A 14,689-nucleotide genomic window follows, 5' to 3' on the forward strand; every position below is an offset into this window, starting at 1 on the left:
AAGAAAAAAGGTGGGGGCGGGGGGGGGGGGGAAGAGACAGGGGTGTGGGGGAGCGAGCCGACCGGGGAGAGCGAGGGGGCGGACGGAGGGCGGTACCGTGCCGGGCTCAGGGCGTTCCGTGAGGACGACCGCGACCTCGATCCCCGGGAGCGGGAGTTCATCGCGGACCGGCTCGGAGATGACCCGGAGCCGGAGTGACCGACCGGGTCAGTTCAGCGCCCAGATCCCGTAGTTGAGCGCGGTCGCGAAACAGACCCACGCGAGGTAGGGGACCAACAGGAGCGCGGCCCGGCGGTCGACCCGGTCGAAGGCGGCGATCGTCGCGACCACGAGCGGGAGGAGCGCGACGAGCACGACGAGTCCGAGGTCGGCGCGTTCGAGCCCCCAAAAGACGGGCGACCACGCCACGTTGAGGCCGAGTTGGACGGCGAACAGCCCGAGCGCGGTCCGGGCGTCGCGGGCGGTCTCGGGGTCGCGCGCGACCTCCAGCGCGTTCTCGACGTCCGCGCCGCCACCCGCGTCGCGCCCCCGGAGGTAGACGAGCGCCGCGGCGGCGCCCAGCAGCGCGTACAGTATCGGCCAGACCACGCCGAACGCCCAGCCCGGCGGGTAATACGCCGGCAGGGCGAGCTCGGCGAACCACGCGCTCTCGGTGGCGGTGAAGGGGACGCCGACCGCCCCGATCAGGTTGACGGCGACCGCGGCGGCGGCGATCAGGAGGGCGTCCCGGCGGTCCGGCAGCCGGGACCGGACGGTAGTGACCATACGCGGTCCTACGCGGCTGGACGGCTTAAATCACGTCGCCGCCTACCCGCTGCCGATCGCGTCGTAGTCTTCCCGGAACGTCTCCAGCGTCGCCGCGAGCACGCCGATGACGATGGGGCCGACGAACAGCCCGGTGAACCCGACCGAGTAGATCCCGCCGAACACGCCGAGGAGGATGACCGCGGGGTTGAGGTGCGCCTGCTGGTCGATGACGATCGGCCGGGCGTAGTTGTCCACCATCGCGATGACGAACACGCCGTACAGCGCGAGCAACACGCCGGCCGTGACCTGGTCGACGACGACGAGATACGCCGCGGCCGGGCCCCAGACGAAGAACGCCCCGATCAGCGGCAGCAGCGCGAGCACGGCCATGACGAACGTCCAGAAGACGGCGTTCGGAACGCCGGCCGCCCAGAGCCCGACGCCCGCGACCAGCGCCTGCAGCAGCGCCACCACGATGTGGCCGATAACCACGCCGCGTGTCATCGCGTCGATGCGGTCGACGAGATCCGAGGTGACGTCCGGGGGGAGCGGGCTCGTGTCGCGGATCCACCCCACGAACGCCGGTCCATCGAGCAGCGCGTAGTAGACGAGAAACAGGGCCAGCGAGAGCCCCACCGACGCGCGCAGCGCGGTGCTGACGACGCCGCCGATCCCGCCGAACAGCGTGTTGACGAGAGTCTGTCCGACCGTCGCCAGCACGTCGCCGACCTCGATGTTCTGGCCGGTGAGCGCCGCGATCTCCGCTTCGATCGCCGCGACCTCGATGTCGGTGTTCCCCCGCGCGATCGCCGTGAGGTCCCGGACGAACACCCACGAGATGTACGCGACAGGGAGGATGACGGCGACGACGGACGCGAGAATGAGTGAGACTCCCGACAGCATCCGTCCCAGCCGACGCGACACCGACTCCCGGACGTGACTCGCCAGCGTCCGACTGATCCCCCGTGAGAGCCGCACGTGGAACGGATACAGGACGTACGCGAGGATCGCCGACGCGATGACGTACTCGACGAACGGGAGGATGACGAACAGGGTCAACAGCGCGACCGTGCCGATCAGGAGGAGGAGAAACGACTGGCCGCGATTCATGTCCGTCGCTCTCACCGCCGAGACATAAACGTGTGCGGCTCCCGGGAGCGCTCCCAGTCTCTCCCGCTACGCACCCACTCCGCTACGCGCTCGCCTCGTCCTCGTCGAGCCCGGGCGATGTCGTCGGGTCGACGTCCTCGGGCTCTTCGGTCCCGCCGCCGACGACCGTCTCGCCGTCGTCGGTCTCGACGTACACGTCGTCGGCGAAGCCGGCGAGCGCGTTCTCGTACTCCCCTGTCTCAAGCCGCTCCGGCGTCCCGGGGGCGTCGGCGACGCCCTCGACGGGCCGGAAGTCGCCGAGCGGGTCGTCGATGGTGATCCCGTGTCGGGCGAAAAACTCCTCGTAGCGCCGGTAGTGCTCCTCTAACTCGTCGCCCGGGATCTCCATCATCTCCGTCCAGCCGCGGTTGAAGAAGTCGAAGTTGGCCTGCACGTGGGTGATCTCGCGGGCCTCGGCCTCCGTGAAGCCGGCCTCCAGAGCGGCGACGTACGCGTCCATCGTCGCGTCGAAGAAGTCGTCGAGGTGCTCGCGACGCTCCTCCCGGCGCTCCTCGTCGGCCTTGTTGAGGAAGATGCTCGTGTGGAGGTCCACCAGCTTGTCGTTCGCGACGTCGCCGACGACCGGCGTCGTCAACGCCTTCTTCGCGGCCCAGTGGCGGATGTTCTGCCGGATCTTCATACGGTCTGTTGGGCCGGCACGACCTTGAATCTGTGGCGTTTCGGTCGCGTCGGATCGCGGGCGAGACGACGGCGGTTGACCGCGACGGCCGACACAAGTGTTATTGTGAAGTGCGTGCAATACTAAGGCGAGATGAACGCGACCGAGACCGGCGACTGGGCCGAGCGGATCGAGCGGGAGCGTCGCGAGAAAGAGGAACAGTTCCGAGACTCGGCGCGGTCGCCGTTGCCGATCGAGATGCGCGGCGACGGGTTCCCCGGGCTCTCGTACTACGATCCGGACCCGAGCTACCGGTTCGAACTCCCGCTCCACGAACACGAGGAGACGGAGACGATAACCGTCGAAACCACGGCCGACGGCGAGCAGACGTACCGGCGGTGGGGGGAGTTCCGGTTCGAACTCGACGGCGACACGCACTCGCTGCAGGCGTACCGCCCGACGGACGGCTCGGACCGGTTCTGGGTGCCGTTCCGCGACGAGACCAACGGCGAGGAGACGTACGGCGCGGGGCGGTACCTCGATCTCATGCCCGACCGCGACCGGGTCGACGGCGAGTGGACCCTCGATTTCAACGTCGCGTACAATCCCACGTGCGCGTACAACCACGCCTATGAGTGCCCCCTGACGCCCACGGAGAACTGGCTCGACGTCCGGATCGAAGCGGGCGAGCGCGACTTCCCGGCCGAACCCGCCGGTGCCGGCGACCACGGCGGGCAGTAGGCCGAGGGCCACGGAAGCGAGTGGAGACGACACCAGAGCCGAGAGAGCGGCTCCGTTGCAATCCCACTCTTCGGACCGTGTTCTCCTCCGAAACGACCGGCCGCTGAAGAGTGCGAATGTTACAGTGCGTTTAGTGAGGAAGGGAAAACAGATATGATCGTACGGTTTCAATTTATCTTATGAATTTGCCCTCTTCCGGAGCACATCCGTTGCTCGGGACTGACGGACGAGTGCGGACGCTCCGCTTGTTCTTGACTGCGCTTATTGGAACCCCGTGGCTACTGTTTATTGAGCCAACCCGTCAGATCGTCTCACCAGAGGCGACAATAGCGGCAGTCGGTCTGGGGATGTTTCTCGGTGTTGTGGCAGCGGTAGGACTGGCTGACGTTGATTTCCGGGAAGTAAACGACGTGACGGCGGTAATCATTACACTCGTTTGTGTCTGTGTTGCAACTGTCGTTGTCTGGCTGATTGTGCCTCATCAATATCTCGGGACAATGCTTCAGTTCACATTGGCGTTTATGTGGACAATGCCCGTAGTATCTCTAGTCTATCACCGTTACCGAGCGCCCGCTACCAGCTAAGTACACGAACACCTCTCGGAACTCCCCTACTCTGTACTGAACGATTCGTGAGTTCCCTGTACTGAGCGATCGGAGTGTGAGCGAACATCGACCGCTGAGGGTTTCAACAGAGCCGAGAGGCTAAGTATCACAATCGTCAAAACGGATGACAACCCACATTAACCCCGAATCCGAACGGCCGCGTATGAGCAATTCGTACGTGATCGTCGGAGACGGTATCGCGGGCGCGTCCGCGGCCGAAACCCTCCGCGAAGAAGCGCCCGACGCCGAGATCACGGTTCTCACCGACGAGGGAGAATCCCTCTACAACCGGATCCTGATCAAGGAGTACGCGAAGGGGAAGCTCCCCGAGGCCCCCATCTCGATTCACCAGGAGGAGTGGTACGACGACCACGACGTCGACCTCCGACTCAACACGGTCGTCGTCGACATCGACGTCGAGAACGACGCGATCCACACCCACGAGGGCGAGACGTTCGAGTACGATTCCCTGCTGCTCGCGATCGGCGGCACCCCCCAGCAGCTCCCGGTCGAGAACGCCGACGCCGACGGGATCCACCACTTCTGGACGTTCCAGGACGCCCGCCGGATCAAAGAGAGCGTCGAGGACGCCGAGAAGGCCGTCATCGTCGGTGCCGGACTCCTCGGTATCGACTTCGCGGCGATCTGCGGGGCGCAGGACGTCGAGGCGAAGTACCTGATGCGCGGCGACAACTGGTGGCGCTACGCGCTCTCCGAGGAGGGAGCGGAGCTCATGCACGAGGCGATGCGCAAGCGCGGCGTCGAGCCGGTCTTCGACTCCGGCGTCGATCGCTTCGAAGTCGACGACGACGGCCACGTCGAGGCCGCGGTCGACCCCAGCGGCGACCGGTACGAGTGCGACTTCGCCGGCGTCGCCATCGGCCTGAACTTCAACACCGAACTCGTCGAGAACACGCCGCTGGAGGTCGAGGACGGCCTCGTCGTCGACGAGTACATGCGCACCAACGTCGACAACGTGTTCGCGGCCGGCGACATCACCACCTTCAACGACCTGGTCCTCGGCGAGCAGGCGAAGAACGGCTCGTGGGGGTCGGCGAAAGAGCAGGGGACGGTCGCCGCCCGCAACATGCTCGAGTACGAGAGCGAGGCGTTCGAGTGGGTCTCCTCGTACTCGATCACCCACTTCGACTTCCCGTTCCTCTCGTTCGGCCACCCGACGCTCGGCGACGACTCGGTCGAGGCGACCACGGCCGAGGGCGAGTGGCGCCGCGTGGCGCTCAAGAACGGCAAGGTCGTCGGCGGGGTCCTCATCGGCGACCTCTCGCCGCAGTCCGCGTTCAAACAGCTCATGCGCGAGGGCCGCGACGTGAGCGGTCAGACGGAGCTCCTCATGGAGCCCGGCTTCTCGGTCGACGACTTGGCGGCGACGACCCAACAGTAACCCGCGCGGCTCACGGTTCTCGGTCGCGCGCGCTGCTCGCTCCTTGCGGCTCGTACAGTGCGGAACGGTCCGATTCTGCGGTCACGGTCGTCAGAGCTTCCCGCACCCTCGGAACCGACGCAACGTTTATCATGAATTATGTTGTATGTTATCGTATGTCACTCCGAGAGACGGGGCGACGGCTTCGGCTCCGCCGCACCGGCTGGATCCCGCCGGACGCGCGGGTCCGCCACTACGACGAGCTCGGCGAGGAGGCTCAAATCCTCGTCAGGGAGCTCGCCGGGCGACCGCGGACGGCGCCGGAGACCGGCGATCTAGACGACGGCGACTTCGTGAAGTTCACCGACTACTACCAAGTGCGGACGCGCTGAGAGTCGAAGCGACGGTCTCGCGTCGACCGATCGCCACCCCGGAAGCGAAGTTGTTTTCGCCCGCCGCGACAACGGTCGTCCATGGACAGTGGCGGATCTACCGACATGACGCTCGCGTTCGAGCTGGAGGCGCTGAAGGCCCTCGCGGACCCCAACGACGTGTTCAACAACGCCCGGCAGTGGACGGAGTACGTCGGCGTCGTCAGCGAGAAGCCGACGTACGTCGTCACCAACTTCACCCGCAAACACCGCGTGCGTCAGGACTTCTTCTCGGGGCCGCGCGGCGTCGAGGAGAGCTTGGAGAACATCGCCGACCAGTTCGACACGGACCGGCACGTGTTCGTCGGCGTCGACGACGAGGACGAGGCCGTCGCCGAGGCCACCGGTTGGGAGTTCCTGCAGGTCGAGGACGCGGCCGAGGCCGCCGGCTGGATCCCCGCGACCGAGGAGCCGGACGAGGACGAGGCGCCCGAGGAGTCGTCGCGCGACGACTGGCCCTAAGTCGGCGTCGCCGGTGGCGGCGCGAGCGACCGCCGCGTCGGGGAGGTGTTTTCACCGTCGACGGGATACGTGGAGCCATGAGCGACGCGCACGACCACCACGACGAGGGGGAGGACCACGAGGGGGAGGACCACGAGGGAGATCACGACCACCACGACGGAGATCACGACCACCACGACGGAGATCACGACCACCACGACGGAGATCACGGCCACGGCGAAGGGCACGACCACGAGGGAGACCACGGTCACCACCACCACGACGCCGATTCGATCGCGGTCGCGGTCGTGACTGTGTCGTCCTCGCGCTCGCTCGACGAGGACCCCTCCGGCGACTACGTCGCCGCCGCGTTCGAGGAGGCCGGCCACGAGGTCGCCGTCCGCGAGCTGGTCCCCGACGAGTACGACAGCGTCCAGGGGACCGTCGACCGGCTGGCCCGCCGCAAGGACACGGACGTCGTCGTGACCACGGGCGGGACCGGCGTGACGCCGGACGACGTGACGCCGGAGGCGGTCGCCGGCCTCTTCGCGAAGAAGCTTCCCGGCTTCGGCGAGCTGTTCCGCCGGCTCTCGCAGGAGGAGATCGGCACGCGAACGATCGGCTCGCGGGCGACCGCCGGGATCGCCTCCGCCACGCCCGTCTTCTGTCTGCCCGGCTCCGAGAACGCCGTGCGGCTCGGCGTCGACGAGATCATCCTCCCCGAGGTCGGCCACCTCGTGGGGCTCGCCGGACGCGGCGTGGACGAGACCGGCGCCGAAGTAACGCCGGAAGACGGTGACGAGGCTGGCGAGGACACCGCGCCCGGCGAAGGCCAAGAGTAGAAACCGCGTCACCGCGGGCTCTCGGGTCTCGGCTAAACGGATTCGAGGAAGTTCCGGATCAGGTCGTGGCCGACCGCGGTCAACACGCTCTCCGGGTGGAACTGCACCGCCTCTATCGGGTGGTCGCGGTGGCGGATCCCCATCACGATCTCGTCGCCCTCGTGGTCGGTCGTCGCCGTCACAGCGAAGGCGTCGGGGACCTCGGTGGCGGCCAGCGAGTGGTACCGGCCGGCGCGGAACCCCTGATCGAGCCCGGCGAACACCCCCTCGCCGTCGTGCTCGACCGGGAACGCCTTGCCGTGGATGGGTTCGGGAGCGTGCCCCACGCTGCCGCCGTACTCGTACACGGCCGCTTCGAGGCCGAGGCAGACTCCCAGCGTCGGAATCTCGGGCGAGAGGTCTCGCAACACCTCCATCGTCACGCCAACGTCGCGCTCGTTCTTCGGGTGGCCGGGGCCGGGACTGATGAGGATCGCGTCCGGGTCGGCGTCCCGGATCGCCGCCAGCGACGCGGTGTTTTTAACCACCGTCACGTCGATCGGCTCCGGCGCTCCGATCGCGTCCTCGCCGCCAGCCCCGTTCTCGGCGCCCTTCCCGTTCCCGCCGTCGAGCGTCTGGTCGGAGACGTACTCGACGAGGTTGTACGTGAACGAGTCGAAGTTGTCGACGACGACGACGTTCATTCGTCGACCTCCGCGCCGGCGGGGAGGGGGTCGTCGCCGTCGCCGTCGGCGCGGTCAGCGCCGCCCGCGCCGTCGCCCTCGCGGATCCGGTCGATCGCGGTCACCACGCCGTCCATCTTCTGCTCGGTCTCCTCGTACTCGGCGGCCGGATCGGAGTCGGCGACGAGCCCGGCACCGGCCCGGACGGTCACAGCGGTCTCGTCCGGCCCGCTCGCGCCAGCCGGAGACTCGTCGAGCGTCGCGGTCCGGATCACGATGGCGAAGTCGGCGTCGCCGGACCAGGCGTAGTAGCCGACGCCGCCCCCGTACGCCTCTCGCGGTGTCGTCTCTAACTGCTCGATGATCTCCATCGCGCGGACCTTCGGCGCGCCCGTGAGCGTGCCGGCGGGGAACGTCGCGCGCGTGGCGTCGAACGCGTCGGCGTCGGCCGCCAGCGTCCCCGTGACGGTCGACTCGATGTGCTGGACGTGGCTGTACTTCAGCACGTTCATGAACTCCTCGACGCGGACCGATCCCGGCTCCGAGACGCGCCGCACGTCGTTTCGCGCGAGGTCGACGAGCATCGTGTGCTCGGCCCGCTCCTTCGCGTCGGCGAGCATCTCGCCGGCGAGCCGGCGGTCCTCGACCGGGCTCGTCCCGCGGGGACAGGTGCCCGCGATCGGGTTCGAGACGATCCGGTCGCCCCGCACCGACACAAGCGTCTCCGGGCTGGCGCCGACGATGCTGCGGTCGTCGTGGCGCAACACGTACATGTACGGCGAGGGGTTCACCTCGCGGAGCGCCGCGTACAGCCCCAGCGAGTCCACCTCGCCGCGAAGTTCGCGGCTCCGCGAGATCACGCCCTGATAGATGTCGCCGTCGAGCACGTGGCGCTTGGCGGTCCGGACCGCCTCCTCGTACTCCTCCCGGGGGTCCGCCGACTCCGACGCCACTCGGATCCCGTCCGTCTCCGGCGGAGCGGCCTCGCGCAGTTCGGCGGCCACGCGCTCCGCCTCCGCGACGAGGTCGTCGTAGACGGCCGCGGGGTCGTCGTCGACGCCGATAACGGGCGTGAGGACGAGCTCGGCGCTCCCCTCCTTCTCGTCGAAGACGACCGTGCGGGTCGTCAGCGCGAACTCGGCGTCGGGGAACTCGGTCTCGGGTCGGTCGACGCCGACCTCCTCCAACCAGAGGTCGTAGACGGCCTCGTACGCGAGGAACCCGACGAACCCGCCCGAGAGGATCTGCCGGTCAGTGTCGGGGAAGCCGCGCAGGCTCACGTCGGGGAACGCCGCACGGATCCGGTCGACCGCGTCGCCCGCGTCGGGGCCGAGGCCGCTCTCGGCGCCCGGGTCGCCGTCCGCTCCCGCCCCGACGAACTCCGCCGCCGGCCCGAGCCGCGTCACGTCGGTTCGGTCCGGGTGGACCGAGACGATCGCCTCGGGGTCGTAGCCGACGAACGAGTAGCGGGCGTGCCGGTCGGCGTTCCCGCCCGACGTGAACGCGCCGTCCGGGTCGCTGGAGGCGACCTTCTCGCCGGACTCCAGAAGGAAGCCGTACGGTCCGTCGCCGACGAGGGTCGCGTACGCCGCGAGCGGGGTCACGTCGGCGTCGAGCGTCGCGGACGCCCGAACGACGACCGGCTTCTCCGCGCCGGCTGCGAGCTCGACGAACTCGGTCTTCGAGCGGTCGAGCGGGGAGCCGTCGTCGCTCATGCGAGCTCCATCTCTCGGCCGGCGTTGGCGACGAAGCGGGCCACCGCGTTGTGGTCCTTCCGCCCCTCGGACAGCTCGACGCCGGAGGCGACGTCGACGGCGAACGGGTCCGCGACGCGAACCGCCTCGGCGACGTTGTCGGCCGTAAGCCCGCCAGCGAGGACGACCGGCGACGTGAGCCGGGACGCCAGGTCGCCCGTCTTCGCCCAGTCGTGGGTCTCGCCGGTGCCGCCGGCACCGGAGTCGTCGGTCGAGTCGATCACGAGCGCGTCGGCGACGGCGTCGAACTCCTCGGCCCGGCCCGGGTCGCTGGCGTCGATCGCGAGCAGTACCTTCCGCTCGGTCTCCGCGCGGATGTACCGGATCTCGTCGGGGGTCCACTCGCCGTGGAGCTGGAGCGCGTCGGGGCCGATCGTCCGGACCAGCTCGACCGCGCGCTCGGCGGAATCGGGCATCGTGACGAGCGTCGCGGTGACGAACGGCGGAACGTCCGCGAGCAGTTCCGCCGCCGTCGCGGGGTCGACCTCGCGCGCTGAGTCGACCGGGACCTCCGAGATCACGCCGATCGCGTCGGCGCCCGCCTCGACCGCGGCCCGGAGGTCCGCGCCGCGCGTGAGCCCGCAGATCTTCACCCGGGCCATCAGTCGTCGTCCTCCGAGCCGGCGGTCGCCTCTCCGGCGTCGTCCGCCGGGGTCGCCTCCGCCGCCGCGTCGCCCTCGCCGCCCTCACCGCACAGCGCCGCGAACTTCTCGGCGGCCGCGCCGGAGTCGATCGCCTCGGCCGCGCGCTCGACGCCCGCCGCGAGCGTGTCGGCCTCGCCGGCGACGTAGATCGCCGCGCCGGCGTTCGCCAGGATCAGGTCGCGTTTCGGCCCGGTGAGGGACCCGTCGACGACCCCCCGCAGGTCGGCGGCGTTCTCCTCGGGCGTCCCGCCCGCGACGGCCTCGATCGGGGCGCGGTCGAGCCCGATGTCCTCGGGCGCGAGCGTGAACTCGGTGACCTCCTCGCCGTCGACCTCCGCGACGACCGTCTCGTCGTGGATCCCGATCTCGTCCATCCCCGCGCCGTGGACCACCAGCGCGTGCTCGACGGGCATATGCGCGAGCGATCGGGCGATCGTCCCGACCAGTTCGGGGTCGTAGACGCCGAGCACCTGCGCGTCGGCGCCGGCCGGGTTGGTGAGGGGGCCGAGCACGTTGAAGATCGTCCGCATCCCGAGTTCCTTGCGCGGGCCGATCACGGCCTTCATCGCCGGGTGGAAAACGGGCGCGAGCATGAACCCGATCCCGTCGGCCTCGATGGCGTCCTCGACCGCCGGCGGCTCGGCCTCGACGTCGGCGCCGGCGACCTCCAGCACGTCGGCGCTCCCCGACGAGGAGGAGACGGAGTAGTTGCCGTGCTTGGCGATCGGGACACCCGCGCCCGCGGCGACGATGGCGGCGGTCGTCGACACGTTGATCGTGTCGTAGTCGTCGCCGCCCGTCCCGCAGGTGTCGACGAGGGGATCGCGGTCCGGCTCGATCGTCCGGGCGGCGTCGCGCATCCCCTGCGCGAACCCGGCGATCTCGGCCTCCGTCTCGCCCTTCGACCGGAGGGCGGCGAGGAGAGCCCCGATCTGCGCCTCCGTGGCCTCCTCGAAGACCAGCCGCGCGGCCTCGCGCGACTCCTCGACAGTCAGATCCGTCCCGTCCGTCACGCGTTCGACCGTGTCGTTGATATCCATAGTGTTCACCGATGTATTACTTCGCGTTGTGATGTACAAGTCTGTACACCGATTTAACGCTGTCGCCGCGGTGATACTCGGTCACGCGGAGCGCGGAAGAGACAGAACGGGACCGCGGGGACGGCTCAGTCGTCCGTGACGGGGGGAGCGACCGGCGCCTCCGGCTCGGCCGGCGCTTCCGGTTCGGTTTCGGTCGGCGCCTCCGGCTCGGCGGCGGCCGGCTCCGAGGCCGGTGCCCAGCTCAGGTCGCGCTCGTACTCGAACGCGCTGTGGTCGCGCGTCGGGTCGACGACCGTCAGCGAGAGCCAGTCGTGGTCCAGCAGTTCCGTCACCTCGTCGTGGTCGGCCAGCGCGTCGGTGACGCGTTCCACGGGAGCGTGCACGACCGTCGAGAGGCGGAGCGGCTGGTGGTACGGGACGCCGTCGGCGGCCATCAGCGACTGGCTGGGGAGCCCGGTCATCAGATCGCCGCCGTTCCCCTGGTAGACGCCGACGTTGCCGACGGGATTCTGCGTCGCCTTCGACCCGCTCCCGTAGGTCGCGTTGTCTACGGTCGAGAAGTAGTACTGCGCGTTGATCCACTGGGTGACGACCATCGGCCCGGCGAGGATCGCCTCGAGCGCGTCGCCGTCGGGGTCGGTCGACCAGTCGTACGAGTGGAGGAACGCGCGGCCGTCCAGGTCGAGGTCGCTCGTCAGCTCGCGGGGCCCGACGACGAAGCCCGCGTTGCCGGCCAGTCCCCACTCGGGGCGCGTCTCGGCCCAGTCGCCGGCGCGGCGCTCGGTCTCGCCGACGCCCGCCGAGGCGTCGGCGCCCATCGCGTCCGCGCGTTCGGCGGCCGCGCTCTCGCGGGCCGCCGCGAGGTCCGCGCGCAGCGCCGCGCGGTCGTCCGCGTGGCTCTCGGGCACGCCCCCGTAGAGCTCGATCTCGTCGGTCGTCGTGTTGTGTTCGCCGGCGAGGAAGACGGTGTCGTCGGGGACGTCGAAGCCGCGCTCGCGCAGCGCCGCCTTCACGTCGGGGTCGGCGCAGATCGCCGCGAGGACGCGGGCGTTCGGCCCGCCGGGGTTGCCGGCACACGCGCCGCAGTCGAGGCTCGAGTCGTAGGTGTTGTTGGTCGTCTCGCTCGCGTGGCCGGCGAACACCACGAGCCGGCCGAACTCCGTCCAGCCCATCAGATCGAACGCGGTCGCGGCGTACTCGACCTTCTCCTCTTGGGTCAGTCCGATCGGGAGATCGCCGGCGTAGGCGTGCTGGTGGTGGACGGTCTGCTCGCAGAACTCGCGGTCGTCGGGCACCGCGTCGTCCGCGGCCCCCAACAGGTCGCGAACGCGGCTCGGCACCAGCGTGCGGGCCGCGAGCGCCAGTCCGTACCCGCTCCCCGCGTTCTCCACGAAGCCGAAGGCGCTGGCGGGGTTCGTCTTCAGCTTCTTGACGACGGCACCCGCGACCTCGCGGACGCTCGACCGGCGGTCGCGGCGCGCCTGCGCGTCTCCGTCGGTCGGTATCTCGCTGATGCGGTGCTGGGGATCGAGGATGGGCGGGCAGGCGTCGACCGACACGTCGGCGTCGTACGCCTGATACTCCATCGGAACGCCGAAGAAGCCGGCGTACCCGTGGGTCTCGTACTCGCCCTCGTCCTCGATGTGACGCCGGATCACCTCCGACCGCGTGTCGATGCAGAACACCAACTGCGCGTCGGGGCGGGCCGACGGGTCGCTCTCGCCCGAGGAGTCGCCCCCGGCCGGCGGGTCGCTCTCGTCCGGCGACTCGCAGCCGGCCAGCGACCGGCTCTCGGCGAGCGACCGGCTCTCGGCGGTCACGCGCCCGACGACCTCGGAGCGGTAGCTCGCCTCCCAGGCGCTCAGAAACGACTCGGCGAGCTCGTCGGCCGGATCGGCGTCGGCGCTCCCGGGGTCAGTGGACGGCTCGACATCGACGCCGAACCCGTCGAGGAGCGCGAGGCGGACCGCGACGTAGTCCGCGAGCGTGATCGGGTGGGCCGACTGCCACGCCCCCTCGTCGTCCGCGCGCTGCTTGATGAACCCGGCCCAGCCCGGAAGCGCGGCCAGCTGTTCCTCGAAGACGGGGACCCACTGGCTCTCCGGGTACGGCTCCAAGACGGCCTCGATGGCCTCGGTCGGGGTCTCCGGGAGCGACGCGACGACCCCCTCGTCCGGGACGTCGGCGTCGTGCGCGGCCAGTTCGCGGAAGGCGGCGTAGAACCCCTCGTCGCGGTTCGGCATCGGCCACGCGGCGCCGCCCTCGTCGAGGAACGCCGACAGCCACTTCGTCAGCACGTGATCGACCCGCTCGGCCCCGGCGTCCGGCGCCGCCGACTCGACCGACGCGTCCACGCGTTCGAGCAGCGTCTCCGGGTCGGCCTCGAAGCCGCGGTCGGCGAGCTCCGCGGCGAGCGTCTCGCGGTCGATCCGGCCGTCGTCCAGCGCCGCGCGGAAGACCTCCCGACTCGGGTAGCCGCGTCCGCCCAACAGGTCGGCGGCCTGCGTCACCGCCTCGTCGAACGGGACGTTCTCGAACCCCGAGAGGGGGTTCGCCGTCACGAACGAGTGGATCGGCCAGACCGATCCGACCGTCGCCGCCGCGTCGTCGATGCCGTCGTGGATAGTGGATTGAGTGCTCATTGGACTCCTCCGCTGTCGTACTCCTCTGCGTTCGTCAGCACGGTTCCGGACGACGGGTGGCCCCAGTTCAGGAGCGCGACGTAGAGCCGGCGGCTGCGCTCGTGGAGGCCGGTCTCTATCGCCACGTACGCGGCGAGGAAGGCGGCGGCCACGAGCCCGTGTAGCGCGGTCAGTTCGGTCGGCGCCGAGACGACCGGGAGCCCGGTGAGGAGCGCCGAGACGCCCCTGTAGACGAGCGCGTACACGGTGATCGCCGGCAGGAAGACCAGCGGGACCGCCCCGTAGCGGACCGCCGGCGGAAGCGACGCGTGCCGGACCGCGCCCCGCGCCGCGTGGAGGGTCGTGAACACCACGAACAGGACGAGTAGCAGGCCGGAGTCGACGCTCGTTCCCTTCCCCGTCAGGAGCACGAACGCCGCGCCGCCCGCCAGTCCGGTCAGCAGCGTCACCGCGCCGTAGGCGACGCCGGAGACCCCCGTCCGGGGGGCCGACTTCCCGCTCGGGGCCGTCCGTTCGACCGCACCGCCCGCACCGAGGAAGTGGTAGGCCTTGTAGAAGCCGTGCAGGATGAGGTGGGTGACGGCGGCCCCGAAGAACCCCAGACCGGCCTGCATGATCATGAACCCCATCTGCCCCACCGTCGAGCAGGCCAGCTTGCTCTTGACGTCCGGCCGGACGGACTTGAGGAGCTTCCCGAGCAGCGCGCTGGTCGCGCCGACCGCGACGATAGCGAGCATGAGGCCGGCGTCGACGGTGACGACCGGCGCGAACCGGAGCAGCAGGACGCCGCCGGCGTTGACGAACCCGGCGTGCATCAGCGCCGACGCCGGCGTGGGGGCGGTCATCGACGAGAGCAGCCAGCCGTGGAACGGAAGCAGCGCGGACTGGATCATCGCCGCGAGGACGAGCGCGCCCGCGGCGACGACCCACAGAGGTCTGTTGTGTTTGTTGTTGGATTTATTTCATATACTCAATTACCGCAGCCCACGAA

The 14,689-nt window shown here is 69.6% G+C and carries 13 protein-coding genes and 2 pseudogenes; 6 read left to right on the forward strand and 9 right to left on the reverse strand.

All coding sequences use genetic code 11. From position 1 onward, the window contains the following. Positions 1-198 (forward strand): annotated as a pseudogene (locus tag OQF71_RS10180) (GNAT family N-acetyltransferase); the annotation flags it as partial. A 9-nt stretch (positions 199-207) separates the two neighbouring features. Here OQF71_RS10180 and OQF71_RS10185 read toward each other — a convergent pair. The 3 genes from OQF71_RS10185 to OQF71_RS10195 form a co-directional block, all read right to left on the reverse strand. After that, positions 208-765, reverse strand: a complete 558-nt coding sequence (locus tag OQF71_RS10185) for a TspO/MBR family protein (protein ID WP_280587486.1) — start codon at positions 763-765, stop codon at positions 208-210. Positions 766-807: 42 nt separating this feature from the next. Next, positions 808-1,857 carry an AI-2E family transporter gene (locus tag OQF71_RS10190; protein ID WP_280587488.1) on the reverse strand — a complete coding sequence of 350 codons (1,050 nt, stop codon included), beginning with the start codon at positions 1,855-1,857 and terminating at the stop codon, positions 808-810. A gap of 82 nt (positions 1,858-1,939) precedes the next feature. Beyond that, positions 1,940-2,536, reverse strand: a complete 597-nt coding sequence (locus OQF71_RS10195) for a DUF6149 family protein (RefSeq protein ID WP_280587490.1) — start codon at positions 2,534-2,536, stop codon at positions 1,940-1,942. Between the two features lie 132 nt (positions 2,537-2,668). On the opposite strand from OQF71_RS10195, the gene OQF71_RS10200 reads away from it, so the two are divergent. The 5 genes from OQF71_RS10200 (at position 2,669) to OQF71_RS10220 (ending at position 6,956) form a co-directional block, all read left to right on the forward strand. Beyond that, positions 2,669-3,256 carry a DUF1684 domain-containing protein gene (locus tag OQF71_RS10200; protein ID WP_280587491.1) on the forward strand — a complete coding sequence of 196 codons (588 nt, stop codon included), beginning with the start codon at positions 2,669-2,671 and terminating at the stop codon, positions 3,254-3,256. A 768-nt stretch (positions 3,257-4,024) separates the two neighbouring features. Next, a complete protein-coding gene (locus OQF71_RS10205; protein ID WP_280587492.1) occupies positions 4,025-5,263 on the forward strand; it encodes an FAD-dependent oxidoreductase in 1,239 nt (412 codons plus the stop codon). Between the two features lie 155 nt (positions 5,264-5,418). Then, on the forward strand, positions 5,419-5,634 hold the full coding sequence (locus OQF71_RS10210) for a hypothetical protein (protein WP_280587493.1): 216 nt from the start codon (positions 5,419-5,421) through the stop codon (positions 5,632-5,634). Between the two features lie 81 nt (positions 5,635-5,715). Beyond that, entirely contained in the window at positions 5,716-6,135 is a 420-nt protein-coding gene (locus OQF71_RS10215) for a hypothetical protein (protein WP_280587494.1), read from the forward strand. A gap of 77 nt (positions 6,136-6,212) precedes the next feature. Continuing rightward, positions 6,213-6,956, forward strand: a complete 744-nt coding sequence (locus OQF71_RS10220; protein WP_280587495.1) for a molybdenum cofactor biosynthesis protein B — start codon at positions 6,213-6,215, stop codon at positions 6,954-6,956. Between the two features lie 32 nt (positions 6,957-6,988). Here OQF71_RS10220 and trpG read toward each other — a convergent pair whose 3' ends face one another. The 6 genes and pseudogenes from trpG to OQF71_RS10250 all read right to left on the reverse strand — a co-directional run. Further along, positions 6,989-7,639, reverse strand: coding sequence for an anthranilate synthase component II (gene trpG / locus OQF71_RS10225; protein WP_280587497.1), 651 nt, complete (start codon positions 7,637-7,639; stop codon positions 6,989-6,991). Further along, a complete protein-coding gene (trpE, locus tag OQF71_RS10230) occupies positions 7,636-9,333 on the reverse strand; it encodes an anthranilate synthase component I (protein ID WP_280587498.1) in 1,698 nt (565 codons plus the stop codon). Before trpE ends, trpG begins: the two co-directional genes overlap by 4 nt. Continuing rightward, a complete protein-coding gene (locus OQF71_RS10235) occupies positions 9,330-9,974 on the reverse strand; it encodes a phosphoribosylanthranilate isomerase (protein ID WP_280587499.1) in 645 nt (214 codons plus the stop codon). The genes trpE and OQF71_RS10235 overlap by 4 nt, the downstream gene beginning before the upstream one ends. Next, the gene (gene trpD / locus OQF71_RS10240; protein WP_280587501.1) at positions 9,974-11,056 is read right to left on the reverse strand and encodes an anthranilate phosphoribosyltransferase; all 1,083 of its coding nucleotides are present in this window, start codon (positions 11,054-11,056) and stop codon (positions 9,974-9,976) included. Before trpD ends, OQF71_RS10235 begins: the two co-directional genes overlap by 1 nt. A gap of 125 nt (positions 11,057-11,181) precedes the next feature. Further along, positions 11,182-13,698, reverse strand: a complete 2,517-nt coding sequence (locus tag OQF71_RS10245; protein WP_280587500.1) for a DUF2309 domain-containing protein — start codon at positions 13,696-13,698, stop codon at positions 11,182-11,184. Continuing rightward, positions 13,695-14,636 (reverse strand): annotated as a pseudogene (locus tag OQF71_RS10250) (proton-conducting transporter membrane subunit); the annotation flags it as partial. The pseudogene OQF71_RS10250 and the gene OQF71_RS10245, both read right to left, overlap by 4 nt. Positions 14,637-14,689: the final 53 nt, after the last annotated feature.

The sequence above is a fragment of the Halorubrum sp. Boch-26 genome (assembly GCF_029889805.1).
Classification (GTDB): Archaea; Halobacteriota; Halobacteria; order Halobacteriales; family Haloferacaceae; genus Halorubrum.

Coding starts and splice junctions, on each gene's coding strand:
- trpD (WP_280587501.1), bottom strand. CDS start 11,056: ATGGATATCAACGACACGGTCGAACGCGTGACGGACGGGACGGATCTG.
- OQF71_RS10190 (WP_280587488.1), bottom strand. CDS start 1,857: ATGAATCGCGGCCAGTCGTTTCTCCTCCTCCTGATCGGCACGGTCGCG.
- OQF71_RS10205 (WP_280587492.1), top strand. CDS start 4,025: ATGAGCAATTCGTACGTGATCGTCGGAGACGGTATCGCGGGCGCGTCC.
- trpG (WP_280587497.1), bottom strand. CDS start 7,639: ATGAACGTCGTCGTCGTCGACAACTTCGACTCGTTCACGTACAACCTC.
- OQF71_RS10220 (WP_280587495.1), top strand. CDS start 6,213: ATGAGCGACGCGCACGACCACCACGACGAGGGGGAGGACCACGAGGGG.
- OQF71_RS10200 (WP_280587491.1), top strand. CDS start 2,669: ATGAACGCGACCGAGACCGGCGACTGGGCCGAGCGGATCGAGCGGGAG.
- OQF71_RS10185 (WP_280587486.1), bottom strand. CDS start 765: ATGGTCACTACCGTCCGGTCCCGGCTGCCGGACCGCCGGGACGCCCTC.
- trpE (WP_280587498.1), bottom strand. CDS start 9,333: ATGAGCGACGACGGCTCCCCGCTCGACCGCTCGAAGACCGAGTTCGTC.
- OQF71_RS10210 (WP_280587493.1), top strand. CDS start 5,419: ATGTCACTCCGAGAGACGGGGCGACGGCTTCGGCTCCGCCGCACCGGC.
- OQF71_RS10245 (WP_280587500.1), bottom strand. CDS start 13,698: ATGAGCACTCAATCCACTATCCACGACGGCATCGACGACGCGGCGGCG.
- OQF71_RS10195 (WP_280587490.1), bottom strand. CDS start 2,536: ATGAAGATCCGGCAGAACATCCGCCACTGGGCCGCGAAGAAGGCGTTG.
- OQF71_RS10215 (WP_280587494.1), top strand. CDS start 5,716: ATGGACAGTGGCGGATCTACCGACATGACGCTCGCGTTCGAGCTGGAG.
- OQF71_RS10235 (WP_280587499.1), bottom strand. CDS start 9,974: ATGGCCCGGGTGAAGATCTGCGGGCTCACGCGCGGCGCGGACCTCCGG.